The 18,802-nt window shown below is 58.1% G+C and carries 12 protein-coding genes; 7 read left to right on the top strand and 5 right to left on the bottom strand.

Annotated features, from left to right (window positions below; translation table 11 throughout):
- Positions 1–363 precede the first annotated feature (363 nt).
- From K1Y02_17645 to K1Y02_17635, 3 genes are all read right to left on the bottom strand, one after another.
- Complete coding sequence (locus K1Y02_17645) at positions 364–2,637, bottom strand: glycoside hydrolase family 3 C-terminal domain-containing protein (protein MBX7258190.1); 2,274 nt, start codon at positions 2,635–2,637, stop codon at positions 364–366.
- Positions 2,638–2,944: 307 nt separating this feature from the next.
- Entirely contained in the window at positions 2,945–3,820 is an 876-nt protein-coding gene (locus K1Y02_17640; protein ID MBX7258189.1) for a carbohydrate ABC transporter permease, read from the bottom strand.
- Positions 3,813–6,188 (bottom strand): extracellular solute-binding protein, encoded by a 2,376-nt coding sequence (locus K1Y02_17635; protein ID MBX7258188.1) that lies wholly within the window; start codon positions 6,186–6,188, stop codon positions 3,813–3,815. The genes K1Y02_17640 and K1Y02_17635 overlap by 8 nt, the downstream gene beginning before the upstream one ends.
- 544 nt (positions 6,189–6,732) lie before the next feature.
- Between K1Y02_17635 and K1Y02_17630 the strand changes: the two genes are divergently transcribed.
- The 5 genes from K1Y02_17630 to K1Y02_17610 all read left to right on the top strand — a co-directional run bounded on the left by K1Y02_17630 (position 6,733) and on the right by K1Y02_17610 (position 13,482).
- On the top strand, positions 6,733–7,107 hold the full coding sequence (locus tag K1Y02_17630) for an MGMT family protein (protein ID MBX7258187.1): 375 nt from the start codon (positions 6,733–6,735) through the stop codon (positions 7,105–7,107).
- 48 nt (positions 7,108–7,155) lie between these two features.
- Entirely contained in the window at positions 7,156–7,971 is an 816-nt protein-coding gene (locus K1Y02_17625; protein MBX7258186.1) for an undecaprenyl-diphosphate phosphatase, read from the top strand.
- Positions 7,972–8,299: 328 nt separating this feature from the next.
- On the top strand, positions 8,300–8,701 hold the full coding sequence (locus K1Y02_17620; GenBank protein ID MBX7258185.1) for a VanZ family protein: 402 nt from the start codon (positions 8,300–8,302) through the stop codon (positions 8,699–8,701).
- Positions 8,702–8,758: 57 nt separating this feature from the next.
- Positions 8,759–11,029, top strand: a complete 2,271-nt coding sequence (locus K1Y02_17615) for a PBP1A family penicillin-binding protein (GenBank protein ID MBX7258184.1) — start codon at positions 8,759–8,761, stop codon at positions 11,027–11,029.
- A gap of 119 nt (positions 11,030–11,148) precedes the next feature.
- Complete coding sequence (locus K1Y02_17610) at positions 11,149–13,482, top strand: hypothetical protein (GenBank protein ID MBX7258183.1); 2,334 nt, start codon at positions 11,149–11,151, stop codon at positions 13,480–13,482.
- 84 nt (positions 13,483–13,566) lie between these two features.
- Here the strand turns inward: K1Y02_17610 and K1Y02_17605 are convergent, their stop codons facing one another.
- Both K1Y02_17605 and K1Y02_17600 read right to left on the bottom strand, forming a co-directional pair.
- Positions 13,567–13,860, bottom strand: a complete 294-nt coding sequence (locus K1Y02_17605) for an RNA-binding protein (GenBank protein ID MBX7258182.1) — start codon at positions 13,858–13,860, stop codon at positions 13,567–13,569.
- A 237-nt stretch (positions 13,861–14,097) separates the two neighbouring features.
- Complete coding sequence (locus K1Y02_17600; protein ID MBX7258181.1) at positions 14,098–15,078, bottom strand: hypothetical protein; 981 nt, start codon at positions 15,076–15,078, stop codon at positions 14,098–14,100.
- A 130-nt stretch (positions 15,079–15,208) separates the two neighbouring features.
- Between K1Y02_17600 and K1Y02_17595 the strand changes: the two genes are divergently transcribed.
- Both K1Y02_17595 and K1Y02_17590 read left to right on the top strand, forming a co-directional pair.
- Positions 15,209–16,750 (top strand): alkyl hydroperoxide reductase, encoded by a 1,542-nt coding sequence (locus tag K1Y02_17595; GenBank protein ID MBX7258180.1) that lies wholly within the window; start codon positions 15,209–15,211, stop codon positions 16,748–16,750.
- A gap of 167 nt (positions 16,751–16,917) precedes the next feature.
- Positions 16,918–18,802, top strand: a 1,885-nt coding sequence (locus tag K1Y02_17590; GenBank protein MBX7258179.1) for an alpha-galactosidase, incomplete at its 3' end; no start/stop codon positions are given.

Here is an 18,802-nt window from a genome sequence, read left to right as displayed (position 1 = left end):
GAGCTGCCCAGTAGAAGGCCAGCGGGTCACCGAGGTAGGGAAACTTGGCCCGCAGGGCCACAACGACAAGTGCGGCAAACGTTCCGAACAGCAGCGCCCAGCGAAACCGGCTATCGATTCCCAACGCAGTTAGCTTGCGTATCGCGAGTCGGAGCGTGTCCATGCCGTTGCCCTCCTACGTAATGCAGGCAAGACACCATGCCTGCTATCAATCAGTCACGCGAGGAGGGTAATTGGGGACAAGCGATAACAGGAACGCGGGAGCTTTTGACGGTGTGGACGAGATGGACATGATAGACGTGGTTGCCCACTGCGCCAGTCACATCGAACGAGGCGCACCGAAAATGGCGGTGCGCGGGGACTCTACTCGGATATTGTCGCCCGGCCAAATACGATGCGGTCTTTTGAGATTTCGGTTGTGTCGCCGGTCACTTTGAATTTAGCTTTTCGGCGGATGTCTTCGGAGGAACTGCCGATCATGATTTCGAATTCGCCGGGTTCGACGACGTAGCGCATGGCGCGGTCGTAGAAGGCGAGTTGGGCAGCGTAGAGTGTGAACGTGACCTTCTTTTCTTTGGCGGGTCCGAGGTCCACACGTGCGAACCCCTTCAACTCTTTCACGGGGCGCGTCACGCTGGCGACGATGTCGTTGATGTAGAGTTGGACGGTTTCGGAGCCGGTACAGTCGCCGGTGTTCTTGATCGCTATCTCGATGTTGAGTTCGCCGGTTGGGGCAATCTCACTTGCGGAGAGTGTTGGCTTGCCGTATTCGAATTTGGTGTAGCTGAGGCCGTGTCCGAAGGGGAACAGCGGTTCCGTGGGCTGGTTCACGTATTCGCCGTACATCTGCGAACGCGCGCCCGAGGGTTTGTGGTTGTAGTAAACGGGAATCTGGCCAACGGAGCGCGGGAAACTCATTGTGAGCTTGCCGCTGGGATTGTTGTCGCCAAAGAGCGTTGCTGCGATGGCGGGACCGCCCTGTTCACCGGGCAGCCACGTTTCCAGGATCGCCTTCACGCGTTCCGCGATAGAAGTGAGCGCGTAGGGACGGCCATTCAGCAGCACCAACACAACCGGTGTGCCGGTATCGCAGATGGCAAGCACGAGTTGTTCTTGCACTCCGGGCAAGGTGATGTCGTCGCGGTCGCGCATCTCGCCGCAGGTACAGTCCATCGTGAGACCTGATTTGCCACCCATCACGAGAATGGCGACGTCCGATTCTTTGGCAATGCGAACCGCTTCGTCGAAGCCGTCGGTTGAATCGTCGTTCACGTTGCAGCCTTGCGCGTAGGTTATCTGCGTATCGTCTCCCGCGCGTTTGCGAATTGCCTCGAGCACGGTCTCGCCGTCGGGCAGTAAATCGCCGGGATTAACGCCTTCCATCATTCCCAGCGTGATTTCCACGTGGGGCAAGTAGTGGTAGTCGCCGAGGTGAGCTCGCAGGTTGTCGGCGTTGGGGCCGATGACGGCAATCTTTTTCGTATCCGCGGAAAGAGGCAAAGCGCCATCGCGATTCTGGAGGAGGACCATGGAGAGCGAAGCTAGATCGATCGCTATCTCCTTGTGCGCTTCTCCCTGAGCAAAACGCTCGGCCTCGCTTACAAGGTCAAATCGTCTGTCGAAAAGGCCATATTCAAATTTCGCACGGAGAACGCGCGAGAGTGAGACGTCAATGAGTCTTTCATCAATTCGGTTGTCTCGCACCGCGCGCAAGAGATCTGGGCCGTAGCAGGCCGCTGCGGGTAATTCGACATCGACGCCCGCGTCCAGCGCAAACCGTGCGGCATCGGTCTTGTCTTTGCCGATGCGGTGGTATTCGGTGAGCATCTCGACACCGAAGTAATCGGAGACGATGGTTCCTTCGAATCCCCATTCCTTACGGAGGATATCGTTCAGCAACCAACGCGCGCTGTGGCAGGGTTCGCCGTCGAGTTCATGGTAAGCAGGCATAATCGACTTGAGACCGGCGTTCTTCACGGCCGCCTCGAATGGGTAGAGGAACACTTCGCGTAGTTCGCGCTCGGGAATGTGCGAGGGCGCCCAGTTCATCCCGCCTTCAGGAACTCCGTAGCCAACGAAGTGCTTGCCGGTTGCCATGAGAGTGGGTTCGGGGCCTTCACTATCGCAACCCTGAATCCCCTCGATATAGGCCATTCCCATGCATGCGGTCAGGTAAGGGTCTTCTCCAAAGGTCTCTTCTACACGCCCCCAGCGCGGGTCACGAACCACATCCAAGACGGGGGCAAGCGCCTGTTGCACGCCCGCCATCCACATGAGAGCACGCGATGAAACCGCCATACTCCTGGCTAGTTCGGGCATCCAGGTGCATGCCAATCCGATGATTTGGGGAAAGCACGCGGCGCCGCGCGCCATGAAGCCCGCGCAGCATTCTTCATGGATGACGGCGGGAATGCCGAGGCGTGTGTGTTCGACCAAGTAGCGCTGTAGTGCGATGACGGTCTCAGCGTATTCCTTGATAGTCAGATCGGTGGCGCCCGCGAGCATGGAGATGTGTCCGACGCCGTTGCTGATGTGCGTGATGGCCTTCTTTTCGGAGAACTTCCGATCCTCGATCAGGTCGTAGCCCCAAACGCCTGTGAGTTGAGCGAGCTTCTCTTCGAGCGTCATGCGGGACATGAGATCCGCGAGGCGATCCTCGATAGGAAGGGTCGGGTTCTTGTAGGGAGCGTTATCAAGAGTGTTGTCGGAAGTCACGGGAGTTCCCCCAGCGTGTTGTGTGGATGGAATGATACAGGTAGTAGGGGTATGGTTGAAATGGCAGGAGAAAAGTCGCAGCCGAGGGCGGCTGCGCCACAAGTACACGTGACACGAAGTATGAAGACGCGCTTCGCGCAGAAGGTCTAAGCCAGATTCTTCGCTGCGCTCAGAATGACAACAGGGAGAAAACGCCCGGCGTGGAAGCCGGGCGCTACAGAAGATAGTATTACGCTTTGATGCCGGAGAGGGTGATGCCTTGGATCATGTAGCGTTGGCAGAGGAAGAAAATCAGGATCATGGGCAATGTCATGACGAGTGAGGTGGCCATCATTTCGCCGTACATGGAACCTTGTTCGGTGCGGAACCATTGTAGCCCGAGGGCGATGGTCATCTTGTCTTTGGTGTTGATGTAGATGTACGCGCCGAGGAAGTTGTTCCATGCGCCCTGGAAAGTCTGCACGGCGACGACCGCGAGCGCGGGCTTGATGAGCGGCATCGTCATGGTCGTGAAGATGCGGAAATGGCCGCAGCCGTCGATTTTCGCGGCTTCGTCAAGGTCGATGGGCAGAGTTAGCATGAATTGGCGTAGCAGGAAGATGTGAAAGGCCGCGCCGAACATTGCGGGGACCCACAGCGGGTTGAGCGTGTTGTACCAGTCAAGCTGGTTGAAGATGAGGAATTGCGGGATCATGGTGACTTGCGCGGGCAACATAAGCGTCGCGAGCACAAGGAGGAAGACCGTCTCGCGGCCGCGCCAGCGGATGCGCGAGAAGCCGTAGGCGATAAACGCGCTCGACACGACGTTGAGCGCAACGTTGAGTACCGTCACGTAGAGCGTATTGCCGAGCCAACTCCACATGGGGATGAATTGCTGCGCGTTGGTGAAGTTCTGAAATACCTTTGACCATTCGAGCGGATGCTGCTTGAAGACCTCGGGTATCCAAGTCATCGGTATGCGGAAGATTTCAGATCGTTGTTTGAAGCTGGTGACGATCAGCCACAAGAACGGAATCGAGAACAGGATGCCGATGGCGGCCAGGATCACGTGCATGAAGCACTGGCGGACCAACTCGATGAGCCCATTGCGCAGACGCCTATTCATAGTGCACCCACCTCTTCGACATGCGCCATTGAACAAGCGTCAGCAGCAGCACAAGCAGGAACAAGACCCACGCCTGCGCGGAGGCGTACCCCATCTTGAAGTACCGGAACGCGTTGTTGAACAGATAATAGACATAGAACAAGGTTGAATCGGCGGGACCGCCGCGCGTCAAAATCAATGCCTGCGCAAAGATCTGGAACACGCCGATGATCCCGGTGACAAACGAGAAGAAGATGTACGGGGTCAGCATGGGTAATGTCACGGAGAAGAACTGGCGTATCCGGCCCGCACCGTCGATCGAAGCCGCTTCATACAAATGCGCGGGGATGCCCTGGAGGCCCGCCAGCCACATGATCATGCCGCCGCCCGCGCCCCACAGGCCCATGAAGACGATGGCCGGTTTCGACCATGACTTGTCGCCGAGCCAAGAAGGCGGATGTAGTCCCAACTCGCGCAACCCGAGGTTGATCAAACCCTCTGGATTCAGCAGAGCGTACCAGAGTACAGCGGTCGCCACGGCGGGTGTGATGGCGGGCAGGTAGAAAATGGTGCGGTAGAAGGCCATTCCTTTGACCTTGGTGTTGAGCAGCATCGCCAGAATGAGGGACACCGACATGCCAAGGGGAAGCGCCACCACCATGAACACGGTATTCCAGAGCGATTTCCAGAACAGCGGATCGTTGGCCAGCAGAAACGAATAGTTGTCCAATCCAACAAAGCGAGCCGGATGAATAACGTCGTAGGAGCAGAAGCTCATGGCCAAGGAGAAGATCATGGGGCCTGCGGTGAAGACGATAAACCCAAGCGCCCACGGACCGATAAACACGATGCCCATTCGATTGTCGTGCTTTTGCATGGAGCTTCGGGCCCGGTAGTTGCGTGTACTCCATGCCAGCCAAGAGACTGTGCCCACGATGAGGGCGGCGGCGCCCACCCATACCCATGCCCAATTCAGGAGGGGGTAGCTGTCGCGCTTGTTATAGATGTCCAACTGGCCCTGCACACGGCGGTCGGCATCATGCAGCGCCTGCTCGGCCGTCATCTCACCGTATAGGACGCGGTCAACGGCGCGGATCATCTCATCGCGCAGAATAGCATTCACCGGGTTTGCCGTGGGGGGCACAAGGTACGGAACGAGTTTCTCGCAATTGGCGTATGCCGCGGCGAATACGGGATTTGTGAGCGGGTACTTGCCAATGACTGCCTCGCGCACTTTGCGGTCGGCCCTGAATCCCGGATAAACCAGCGTGTTGCCGCGCGCACGCGTTTGTTCCGCGCACGCATCGAAGTATGGAATCTGGCCCTTCGGAGATAAGGCAAACCGGATGAACTGCCAAGCCTCTTTGGGATGGCGTGCGTTATGGGGGATGAGATAGAGGGCGTGCCGGTCCGACAATGAAATTGGAGGGCGTCCGTCCGGAGTGGGAACCGGCGCAATCCCCAATTCCATATCCGGTTTTCTCAGCATGGCGCGATATATGATGGAGTCATCTTCCACGGACATCGCAATTCTGCCGTCTCCTTGCGGAAAGATGCCCGTGGCCTCATTCGTCTGTGAAAAATCGTCGAACGCGCGGCGGCCTCCCGCGGCCTCGTACATACTTGCGACAAACTTGATCGCACGTAACGCCTCCGGGCTGTCCAACAGCGATTCGCGGCCATCTTTGGACAAGACATCGCCACCAAGCTGTCGGACATAGAACGAGAGGTCGTCCACGCTATACAGGGTGCGTGTCATCATATTACCGAGACGTGTGACTCGCCCGCGCGCATCCCGCACGGTCAACTTCTCGGTCATGTCGCGCCATTCATCCCACGTCCGGGGCGGTTTCTCGGGGTCGAGTCCTGCCTCCCGAAACACCGCCTTATTGTAGGAAAGGCATAGGAGTCCAGACCCTTCCGCAATGGCATAAACTCGCCCGTTCCATTTGCAGGCCTGCCACAGTCCCGTCGGGTAGTTTTCCTCGTGCAGGCCATCTGGAAGGGACTTGTCCTGCTCGATGAACTTGTCCAATGGCATAAGGATGCCGCGTGCCGCGATATCGCCGAAGAGATTTGCTTCGCGGCGAAACACATCGGGCGGTACACTGCCTACCACACCGCAAAGGAGTTTTTGGAGATCCTCCCCTCGGTCGGCGGGACCGAAGACGACCTTGATGTTTGGATACTCTTTTTCAAAAGCCTCCACGAGGGCGTACCAACCTGCACGGGTTTCCCCCATGCTCAGGCCCCAGACGTGAAGTTCGACGGGTTCTTCGGCGGCAGCGGAGAGGAGACATCCGGCGAGCATGTTCACCACGCAGGCGAGACGAACGACGTGACCCACCAGGGCGTGTCCCCCCCAAAACCTGGTACGCTGCGGTCTCACTACGCCCTCCTCCTGCGCCGCGATGGAAGGCGAGATCCCCTCTTCATTTCCCCTCACGATCATCCGATTCTGTTCCAAACCGTTGCTACATTTGAAGTTCCTCCCCTTGACCGACAAGGGTAAGAACTCCACCTTGGTACGGGCTCCCAGAGGGCGCCGCAAATGTAATTGCATTTTTGACCCGAGCTGGTCGCATTACGGCCCGGCAGCGCCCCCGCTGGTATACCTTACCCGATTTCACCTTGTAATGACAACTAATCCGAATTTCTCGCGAACACACTTGGACGCATCTCGTAACCAGCACGTTCGCACGACTTGCGGCGAAAGTTGAGGCGGTTCTCCGAGGTCGAGGGGAGCCTGGGAATTCGGACTGTGGCTGGCCCGGTTACGGGTTCTCGCATGTGCCAAGCCGGCGCCGGTGGCGCGATTCGACTTGTGGCTCCGTCGCGTGTACGATCCCGGAATGCATGTTCGCACGGCGTCTTTGAGGCAGCTCGACACGCGGAGTCCTGCGTTGGCGCGAGTAGGAAGCGCAGAGGGAACCATGAGGCCGAAGGATACATCGATAGGGTTCTACGAAGCGGTGTACCGGCTTGTGCGCGATATCCCGAAAGGGCGCGTGATGACCTATGGGCAGATTGCGACAATTCTCGGCGTTCCTCGGGCTGCCCGGGCCGTCGGATACGCAATGCGCGCGAGCGGCGAGAAGGATGTGCCCTGGCAGCGCGTCATTAATCATCAGGGAGGCATCAGCGCGCGGGGCGATGTCGAACGGCCGCTACTGCAGCGGCGGCTGCTCGAAGACGAGGGGGTCGTCTTTAATGAGGACGATTGTTGCGATCTGAAGAAGTACCGGTGGGAGCCGAAGGATCTGGAAGCGTATGTGTATGAGGGCAATCCTGAATTGCCTTTCTTTTGATAGATACTATCTGCGCCGACGAGGCGTTTGCGGATTGAGGAGTGGTTCGTGGTTTATCTGAATGCTGTCTTGCTCGGGATTGTCGAAGGTTTGACGGAATTCTTGCCCATCAGCAGTACGGGGCATCTTATCCTGGTGGAGCGTTACCTGCGGCTGTGCGACGATCCGGCATCGCATTTTCCGTTTTCATTCATGGTGATAATCCAGTTGCCGGCGGTGCTGGCGGTGGTCCTGTATTTTTGGAGTACGTTGTGGCCGTTTCGAGGAGACTCAAGCCATCGGGACCGGACGGTACTGCTCTGGATCAAGATTGCATTTTCCGTTTTGCCGGCGGTGGTGCTGGGCGTTCTGTTTAACGACATCATTGAAAAGTACCTTTCGTGGGAGGTGCCGGTGGCATTGGCGTTGGTTGCCGGCGGTGTGGCACTCCTTGTGATTGAAGGCAAATCGCTGTCCGTCAGAATCCCTGACATCGAGGCCATCAGCTTCCGGAGCGGTTTTCTGGTGGGGTGTTTCCAATGCCTGGCCATGTTTCCCGGCGTCTCGCGGTCCGCGGCAACGATCATCGGCGCGATGTTGCTCGGAGCCAGCCGCCCGGTGGCAGCGGAGTTTTCGTTCTTCCTGGCGATACCGACCATGATGGGAGCCACTACACTGACAGTGCTCAAGCGCGGTTTGTCCTTCACGCCTCAGGAGTGGGTGCTACTCGGAATAGGATGCGTCGCGTCGTTTATCACGGCATACGGCGCGGTCGCTTTTCTGATGAACTATATACGCCGCCACGATTTTCGGGTCTTCGGCTACTACCGGATTGTGTTGGGAGGTATCGTGTTGGCCGCGTATTTCCTTAGGTCCCTTGCATAGTCCGCAATTTGCACTGGCGCGATTGAGCGCCGACGCAAATTGCTCACGTGCAAAACGTTGAGGTTATGCCATGAGGATTTCTCGCGAACACACTATGTTCACGGAGAACCGCTTTGTTTTTCGCCGCAAGTCTCGCAAACACACTGGTTACGAGAGAGGTTCACGTATGTTCGTGAGAAATCCGGGATAACGTGGTTGCACACAGGATTCGCACACGGCATACTTCGCCGATTCCGTCCTCATGGGACCGATGGCCGGAATCCAAACAGGTAGAGCGAAGTAGGCCTGCTCTCCGTTGCGCATACGTTCTTGGCCTACCGGTAACCGCATGCCTCTGCTTTATTACATACTGACTGCCTCGTACTGCACGATGATATTCGCACTCTCGTCAAGCCCGGATCTGGGGACGGTGGAGCTTCCGTTCAATGGAGCCGACAAGCTGATTCATATGACGCTTTACGGCGGTTTGGCGGCAATCGTCTCCGTGGGTATCCGGCGTTCGCGTAAACCGGCAACGCCGTGGACACAGGTCTTTGCGCCGATTTTGTTCGCGTTCTTCTATGGTTTCACGGACGAGATTCACCAACTCTATGTCCCCGATCGTTCATTCGATTTTGCGGACATGGTCGCTGATATGGCGGGAGCAACGACGATTCAGGCCATCCTCTGCTGGTTCTGGCTGAGGTACCCGCGCGCCCAAAACGAGACCAGGCAAAGGGAACTCAAATGACCCCCGCGGGATACACTCTTTTGTACCCTCCGATAACCAGATGATACGATCCGAACTATGAGTGAAGAATCACGCGAATCGAAGCCGCGCCGGCGGATACGTCCAGGCTGCGGCCTGATATTTTTCTGCATCATGATGGTGGTTGCCGCCTTGTGGGGGGCATGCCTGGGCGCATTTGTGCTCATGCTGGAAGATGCGGAAACGAGGATTACCGCCCTCGACCGCTACCGGCCCAACGTGGGCAGCCGCATCTACTCTTCTGACGACGAGATGCTGGGCGAATACAACATCGAGTTCCGGCAGCTGGTCAACCTGAATGAGATTCCGCTTCATCTGCAGAAAGCCATCATCGCGACCGAGGACGACATTTTCTACGAGCACAAAGGCGTGCGGCCCGACGCAATCGCCAATGCATTTCTGTTCATCTTGAGGACGGGCAAGATTCGCGGGGGCAGTACGATAACGCAGCAGATCGTACGCAATGTTGAGGAATACACCTCCGTGGGTATGGAGCGCACCATGACCCGAAAGCTGCGCGAAGCGGTCGTCGCGTTGCAGGTGGAGCGCGAATTCACGAAGGACGAAATCCTCGAGCTGTACTTGAATCAGTTGTTCCTGGGCGCGAGCGTGTACGGCGTGGAGGCGGCCGCACAGTTCTACTTTGGAAAGAGTTGTCGCGATCTGAATATCGCCGAGAGTGCGACGTTGGCGGGAATCGTATTGACCCCGAACAACAACCGGCCGGACCGGTACCCCGACCGAGCCACGGATCGGCGCAACGTTGTTCTGGGGCAGATGTTGGAGAACAAGTTCATTTCGCAGGCCGAGTATGACGAGGCCATTGCCACCAAGGTCACGGACTATACCATCTCTGAGGAAAAGCGGAACGCTGCCGCGTCAGGTGACACATCCACCGAGATCTGGCGTCCCAATCAGTTCAAGGCCGCGTACTTTGTCGAAGAAGCGCGTCAACGGGCCTACAACGAAGGGCGGGTCGTCAAGAAGGATCTGCTTGAGCAAGGGCTCGAGATCATTACGACATTGGACATGAACCTGCAACGCGCCGCCGAAGAGGCGTTGTTCAAGGGCCTCGACGAATTCGACGCGCATCGCCTTGCGTCTTTGAAGAAGCAGGGGCGCGAATCCGAATTTGTGCCCGTATCCGGCGCACTCGTCTGCCTGGACAACCGGCCTCAGTATTCCGGTTATGTGCGCGCGCTGGTGGGTGGGCGCGACTTCAACAAAGAGAAGTTCAACACGGCCACGCAAGCGCAACGTCAGCCTGGGTCCAGTGTGAAGCCGTTCGTGTGGCTGGCCGCAATCGACGCAGGACGTCAAGACAACATCACTCCGGCGACTATCCGCATGGACAGCCCGTTCGAGCGGTTTGACGGCGCGGGAAACAAGTGGAATCCGAAGAACTTTTCGGGTGATTACGCGGGGCCCGTGACACTGCGGTACGCGCTTGAGAAATCGATCAATATCGTGTCCATTCGCCTTGTCGAAGAAACGGAGATGCCGACGGTCCGCACGTATATCGAGCGCGCAGGCTTTACCATTCCGATCGATGACGCGGTTGGGCTCACGCTTGGTCTCGGCACGCACATGGTGACGGTGCTCGATCAGGCGACCGCGTATTCGACTATTGCCAAAGGCGGCGTGTGGTCTCCGCCGCTGTTCATCAGTGAGATTCGCGATCGCGACGGACTGACGCTGTGGAAACCGTCCATCAAGCGCGAAGAGCGTTTCCGGCCCGATGTCGCGTATGTGATCACGTCGATGCTTCAATCTGTCTGCGAGGCGCCATGGGGCACCGGTGCACGGTCCAGCGCGCTCAAGCGGCCCCACGCAGGCAAGACCGGCACCACCAACGAAAGCCGCGACGTCTGGTTCTGCGGATTCACGCCGCAACTGACCTGCGTAGTGTGGGTCGGGTATCGGGACAATCTCTCGCTTGGCAAAGGCGCCGATTTCACGGGCGGGCGTCTTGCGTGCCCGATTTGGACGGAATTCATGATTAAGGCGCACGAGGACATTCCGATCGAGAAATTCCCAGTACCCGAAGATCAGGGGCTCAAGTTTATCGAAGTGGATCGAATGACGCAGCGGAACGGCGTGCCGGGTTTCTACGGCGACAAGTTCAATGAAGTGTTTCTCGATGGTACCTACCCGCCTGAGAATCCGATCCAGGACCAGGAGCGGCAGGTGATGGAAGAACAACTGGAGCGGCGCGCGATTGAAGAACAGTTGCAGGGAGGCCTGCCGCCGGTGACCACGCCCGTCCCGTCTCCGGATACGCCACCGCCACTTGTTCCCTCGGATCTCTAGACCGACCCTATCGCTGTTGAAACGCGCTTTGTGTTAGGTTCCGGGTGCCGCCGGATCTGCGCGTTCGCGGTCAACGGCATTTGCGGACGCTGGCGCTTACCGAGGGGGGGGACACAGTCATGCAACCGGATATGGGACGCAGGCAATTCCTGGAACGATGCGCGGCGGGCTCCGTTATATCGGGTGTCTTGGAGATGGGTATAGGCAGCGCCTCGGCAGAGACCGAAGCCGCGTTGAGTCCCTCCGCCGCATCGAAGCCTGCGGACCAAACAGGATTGTACGAGACAGGCCGCGCCCCCTGGAAGTATTTCTCCGAGTACTACCCGAAGGGCACAAAGCTCGCCATGCTTTTGATCGATTCGTCGCACATGTATGGAGATGGCGGCGCGGTTGTGCCGACATTCGCGTGGATGTCTGAAGCCGCGGGGTACGTCTTCGACACGTATTGGGCGGAATTCGACGATCCGCGCTGGAACAAGTGGCCGTACTTTGGCTGCCGCGTCATGGAACAACTACTTCTCGTAAACTCCTATTTCGATGTGCTGTGGTGCACTCTGGGCAGCCATGCCAAATCGATGCTTGAACCGATCGCGACGCTGTCGGAGGCGTTGCACTTCGAGAGCTACGCGGACCTCTATGAGGGCCTCATGCGGCGTTGGGGCATTGAATCAACCGAAGCCGTCTACCTGCCACACGAACACGCTTACGACCAGCCTTTGTCGATGAACAAGGAAACCATTCCGTACGCCCAGACCGCCTACGGCGTCATGGGGGAGTTCTTTAACTGGGATGAGGTTCGCGAGAAGGAGTTCCCGGTTTGGTATGGAAGCGCGACCTATCCGTCCCGCCAGCGGGAGATCTGGAACGATCCGGCGGGAAAGTCGCCGGGATTTTACGGGCGCTTCAATTTCTATCTCTGGCCCGATGTTTATTTTTCGCGCAAGCTGGCGTTCACCGACCGGACGCCACTGCCGGAGGCGGTCTCTCGATTTCGGCTGTCCCAAGTCGATCTGCTGCATACAAAATCGTCCACTCCGCTTCCGGGGACGCATCTGACCGTGATTGACGAAACCGCGGAAAGCGACCGGGCGTGGGACCTCACGTACCGCGTATTCCGCCGATGGGAACGAGAAGCCAGAGGAATCGCCTACGGTATACATCAGGCTCATTCGTTCGATGCGCATTACGCGGGGTGGCTCATTCGCAGCCGGTGCTTTGCCGTATACGATCCGTATTGGATTGAGTACATGCCGAAGGCTGCGGCGCTCGCGAAGCAGATCGGAAACCGGCACATGGTGAGCGCAGGCGACGAGTGGGACCATTTTCTGTGGCCGTATTGCGTCCTGCAGGGGGTGGGGCGCCTTGATGTGCCAGCCACGGCGCGCATCCCGAGTATCAAGCGGGCCATGCGATTCTCGTTTTCCAAACCGGAAATCGCGCCATGGGAGTGCGAACTCTCGGAGGACGAGCTGCAACGCAATGCGGACCAGAACAAGATTGCGGTGTGCTACACGTTTGGAACGAACGAGCTTGGCTACTGCGAGAGCCTGCCCGTGCTGTTTGAGCACATCCGGGCGATGCGACTCAAGATTGGTCTCGGCTACTACTTGCCGCACATTGAGTATTGCCCGGAGTGGTATCACAAGCTCTTCACAAAGCACTTGGCTCCGCATATCGAACCCATGATGCACTATTGGGGGGTAAGCGCCCTATTTCCGAATGACAGCGTCATGCACGAATTCACGATGGACGATTTTCGGGTCGAAATGGAGACGGCACATTCGGAATGGGTCCGGCGTATGGGCCGCGAGTATCTCCCCGTGGGATACCTGGGCGGGCAGTTGGAATATTTCGCGTACGGCACCGAGTGGGACGGCGGCGGCTATGCGTATCCGACCTCGTGGACCGTCAAGCGAACTGGAGCAAAGGTCGATTGGATGGACCATATCGATCGCGAAGGCTATCAACAGTACCTTGCCCGGCGCGAGGACATCCGTCAAGCGAAAGTCCAGGCCGTCAAGGCCCTGGGCTACCGCTACTATATCGGCGAACGGCGCAATGCGTTTGACGGGGACTTCGTTCATGTCGGCGCACAAGGCTTTCACGCCGCAAGGCCAGACGCGGAGGTCAAGCCGTGGAAGCCAACGGCGGGGTTCTTCGCCGTCAAGCACGACTTGGGACTCACGTATTGTCCGGGCTATGCGGCGTTTTCCGCCGTCAACACTGCACGGCTGAGCGGAGCGTATCACTGGTCAAAGCAACTGGAGACGCTGAAGTGGTTTGCCGACGGGGGAAAAGACGGGCGATTCTTTCTGGTCAAACCGAACGAACTTGTCCGTTATCTGCGATTGCTCAAGGCGCAAGGTAAATTCGACGACTGCTACGAGTACTACACGCCGCGCATCGGTCGCGACACCTTTGTCGATCCCAAGGGCGCACCGTTCCAAGTCTAACCATCAATTTGCGCAGGCATGAAAAACCGCCCGGCGATTCTCGCGCCGGGCGGTTTCTACTTGCGATTCGATTCGCGGAGAGAACTAGCGACCGCGGTATCCGCCGCGTCCGCCGCCGCCACCGCCGCCGCCTTCGGTCTTCGGGCGGGCTTCGTTGACGTTCAACGCGCGTCCATCCTGCTGCTTGCCGTTAAGGGCATTGATGGCAGCCTGCGCTTCGGAGGAATTCGACATTTCGACGAATCCGAAGCCTTTGGACTTGTTCGTGAACTTGTCGACGATAACGCGAGCGGAATCGACCCGGCCATAGGCTTCAAAGGTCTTCCGGAGATCGGATTCCGTCGTTGCGTACGAGAGGTTGCCTACATAGATGTTCATCATGCGATCCTTTTCATTTACATCACCAAGAAATCAACGGGGTCACGACTGCTATGGTGGAGGATTGACCAAGGATTCGCATTGAGGTAGGTTTCACGTCAAGCAGGACTTTGATAACAATCAGCACCAAGAGCCAGGAACACCAGGCGCCACAACGCGCCTTTCCGGGATTGTTATATCACAATACGTTCGCGGACACAACGCCATCCGGTGGGGGCGGGGAAAGGGGGTGGAGAGTCACACGTCGATTTGCATGCGGTCGTGCATGCGTTTGAGGGCCCAAACCTCTTTTACGAATTCGTCGGCCAGTTCGGAATCGGCGGCGGCAAGCGCCCGGCAGAGTTCGAAGGCGCGCGGAAAGTCGTTCAATTCGATGTCGGCATAGGCGGAAAGCATGAGGGCTTCGATGTGCCGGGGGTGTTCGGCAATGACGGTCCGGAGCAGCGCACTGGCTCGGGCGGCCTCGCCCCGGTTGTAGGAGCGCACGGCCGCGCGAAATGCCCTGGGTTCTGAGAGGGACCGGACTTCCTCGAAGAGATACCGCGCCAGGTATACGCCGGGAGGGGCGAGCAGGAAGAGCATCAGCGCGGGCTGGTTTATGTATTCGCTCAATAGCGCCACGGGGGCATAGAGCAAGACGCTAATCATAAGTCCTTTGATAACAAGCGCGCGCAGGGGCCTAAGCCGATACCAGGTGTGGCTCGTCTGCAACGGGAACGACGTGTAGTCGCGGATGCGCGAGGAGAGTTCCTTTAGGCGCTCCATCAAGGTCTCCAGGTCTTCGTCATGTTTTCGCGCGCGCCAGAACTCGATATGTTGGGGCGCGGGTTCCGAATTCACCCAGAGCAGCATCGCGGGACGCCGGCGCCCCCATGTCGCGAGCCAAAACGCGCCGACGAATACGAAGAATGCCGCTGGCGCTCCGAGTGCCGTCAAGACCCAGGGCAGGACATCGCCGGACAGTACGTGGAGCGCGGCATCCATGACACCGAACAGTACCGCAACAATGAGGAAGAAGAAGACAGCGCGCACCAGGCGGCGGTTATCTCTCCGCATGGTTTCGCTGATGGATATCCACTCGACGGGAATGAACACGGTGGCGCTGCCCGCCCAACCGGACTGATGGTAGACAAGCACGGTGCCGCGGATTTCCAAGGTTGCTTCGCCAAGGCTTCCCACGGGGCGGATTGTCGCTTTGAGTGGTTTCGCTTCGTTCATGAGTGGAGGCGCCTGCTCGTGCATAGATTTACGGGTAAGTATACGGACTCGGCAAGCCCGAAATCCAAGTCCTTTCGGGGTCATTCAAATTGCGCGTAATTGTCTGAACTCACGAGCGGGAGAACCGAGTATGCGGTGTCCGTACACGGGCATTGAAACCGGCCATCCGTTTCGATACCCTCGCTCTATGATGAGTGGTGGCGGTCACTATGAGACGTTTGGGCAGGCTCCGGAACTGGACGGGGCTTCTGCGTGGTTCAATGTAGATAAGCCGCTGCGGTTATCTGAGCTGCGCGGAAAGATCGTCCTTCTCCACTTCTGGACCTCGTGCTCGGTCAATTGCATGCACGTCCTGACCGATTTGGGCCGCTTGGAGGAAAGCTACTCGGACGCGCTCGTAATTGTCAGCATTCATTCTCCTAAGTATCCCAACGAAAAGTCTTCGGATCGCCTTGGCCGGATTATTGAGCAATATGGCATTCGCCACGCGGTGGCCAACGATGAAGATCTGGTTCTTTGGCGTACGTCGGCAGTGCGCGCTTGGCCGACCCTGTGCCTGATCGATCCTGAGGGTGAAGTGGTGGCCGCTTTTGCGGGTGAAGGCCATTTCAAAGAGCTGGATCGGCGGATTGCCGCGCTTGTGAAAACGTGCCGCGAACTGGGCAACCTGGATGAATCGCCATTCTCGTACGTGTTGGAAGAGCCGGTCGCTCAATCGGATTCCCTGCTTTATCCAGGAAAGATCTGCATTGATCCGGCATCGGAGCGCGTATTCGTCAGCGACACGGGCCATAATCGGATTGTCGTCTGCTCACTGGATGGGAAGATGCTTGAGTGCATCGGATCGGGTAAGACCGGATTGGCGGACGGCTCGTTTGAACAGGCTACCTTCCGCAAACCGCAAGGACTCGCCGTGTCCAATGGACGGCTCTATGTCGCGGACACGGGGAATCACGCCGTCCGAGAATGCGACCTGGGTAAGCGGTATGTGTTTAAGTTTGCCGGGGGCGGCGAACGGGGCGATTATCGGACCATGTCGGGCGGCATGGATACGCTTCTGAGTTCGCCGTGGGATCTGGAAATCGTCGACGGCATGCTGTTTATTGCGATGGCGGGATCGCATCAGGTTTGGCGCGGCGCAATCGAGTCGCGCAACCTGCGTCCGTTTGCGGGATCAGGCATAGAAGGCCTATCCGATGGGGCGGGGCCATCGGCGCATCTGGCTCAACCGAGCGGTATTTCGCACGGTGGCGATTTCCTGTACATAGCCGACAGCGAAACGGGCGCTATACGTCGGGCGAACCTTCTGTCTTCCGGTTATATGGAGACATTGGTAGGCCGCGGCCTATTTGAGTTTGGTGATGAAGTTGGCCGATTCACGGCTACGCGACTGCAGCACCCGATGGGCGTTCAATGGTATGAAGACCGCCTCTATGTGGCGGATTCGTATAACCACCGGGTCAAAGTCTTGTATCCCAAGGAAATGTCGGTGTCCAACGTTGCGGGTACGGGCCGGCCCGGTTGCGGAAGAGGTATCGGCGGGGCTCTGAATGAGCCGGGTGGAATCGCCGTTCACAAGGGCGCGTTGTACATAGCAGACACCAACAATCATCGCATTGCCGTTATGAATCTGGAGTCCGGTGAACTAAGCACATTGCCGATTCGGTTTTGAGCCTTATCGCCACAGCAAACCAGTGGGCATTAGAAAAGCCAGTCGTGTGCCAGATGCTTCGTCCGCCGGAGGCGGACTCAGCTTCACAGATATAGATCGGCGCGAAGTGCCGTTGTGAACGGGCAGTCTCTGAGGAGTTCAATGCGTCCAGTTTGGGGGGTATTCTCATGGTTTCGTTGATCGTTATTTCGCACTTGCTGCTTGGCGTCCCGGTAGTGGATGCCGAGATTGCCGCGCGCGATGCGTGGGCAAATCAGGCTTTTGGCATCGGCCAAGAGAAGCGCGAGTTTACTCCGCCGTTCTCGTTCACGTTTGGCGGCAAGCCTTCGTCAGAAGTGCTGCCTGCTTGGAAGCCGGCCTTTGCCGAGGGGCCCGAATCTGACGCATCAAAGACGACAGTCATCATGTGGCGCGACCCCGCCTCGGGGTTGGAGATTCGCGCGGAAGTGACGTCGTTCAAGGACGCGCTCTCGCCCGCCGTGGAATGGGTGCTCTACTTCAAAAACACGGGGGCGGCGGATACGCCGATCCTTCAGGACATTCGCGCGCTCGACGGCGGGTTGCCGCTGGAGAGGGCAGGACAGGCGCGTATTCACTACGCCAACGGCAGCGAATGCAGGCTAGACGATTTCGCGCCCCACACCACGTCGCTGGGTCCGAATGCGGACGATCCTCAAGGCGGCTGGATCGGCGAGGGCAACCCGCTGCACTTGGAGTCCAAGCAGGGGCGCTCCTCATGCGGGACGCTTCCCTTCTTCAATGCCGACATGATGGATCACGGTGTCATGGCGGCAATTGGCTGGACAGGGGATTGGGCGGCGGACTTCTACCGCACCGATACCGAGCTTCGCATGCGCGCTGGCATGCGCCGTACGCATTTCAAGCTGCTTCCCGGTGAAGAAGTGCGGTCGCCTCGGATGATGTTGCTGTTCTGGCAGGGAGACCGCTTACGGGGCCACAATCTGCTGCGACAGTTTATCTTGAAACACCACACGCCGACCGTGAACGGCAAACCGGCGCAGGCGCCCATCTGCAATGCCACGTGGGGCGGCAACTTCGCCGACAAGCACATCGCTCACGGAAAGTGGTGGAAAGACCAGGGATTGCCCCTTGAGTTCCTGTGGGTCGATGCGGGGTGGTACGGCCAGGATACGCCGAAAGAAGGGGCTAACGTATTCAACAGCAATTGGGGCGCGTACACGGGAGACTGGCATGCCAATCCCGGCTACTTCCCCAATGGTCTTGCGCCGGTGGGCAAGGCACTCAACGATATGGGGATGGGCTTCCTGCTGTGGCTCGAAGTGGAGCGCGTGGTCGCGGGTACGCCGTGGACAAAGGAGTACCCCGGTTACATGATGGGTCCCATTGGCAGTAACTTCCTGTTTAATCTCGGGAATCCTGAGGCGCGTCAGATGCTGACCGACTTCCTGTCCCAATTGATCGACGAAGGACATGTCGGGTGTTACCGGCAAGACTTCAACATGGACCCGCGTCCGTATTGGGAAGCCGCGGACGCGTCTGACCGCGTCGGCATCAGCGAAATCCGTCACATCACGGGCATGTATGCGATGTGGGACGAGTTGCGCGCGCGGCATCCCGGCTTGCTCATCGACAATTGCTCAAGCGGTGGACGCCGCATTGACCTGGAAACGATCTCGCGAAGCATTCCGCTGTGGCGCAGCGACGTGCAGTGCTGGCAAGACTTTGGCGTCACGGCCATGCAAGGGCAAACCCAAGGCCTGGGGCTGTGGGTGCCGCTGAGCACGGGTGCGTGCGACCGTCCGGACACGTATGTGTTTCGCAGCGCGCTCGGGCCTGGGATCGTGATGATCATGGTGGAATTCGAGCGCGACATTACCAAGCACTTCCCAGTCGATTGGTTGAAGGCGCGAATGGACGAAATCACTGCCGTGCGGAAATATTTCTTGGGCGACTTCTATCCGCTGCTGACTTTTTCGTTAACCGACGATGTGTGGTCAGCGTGGCAGTTCGACCGGAACGATCTTGGCGAAGGCATGGTGTTGGCGCTGCGACGTCCGCAAAGCCCATTCA

The sequence above is a fragment of the Candidatus Hydrogenedentota bacterium genome, assembly GCA_019695095.1.
GTDB lineage: Bacteria > Hydrogenedentota > Hydrogenedentia > Hydrogenedentales > SLHB01 > JAIBAQ01.
Note: the sequence above shows the minus strand (reverse complement) of the source record. Positions and strands in the feature narration are given on the sequence as shown.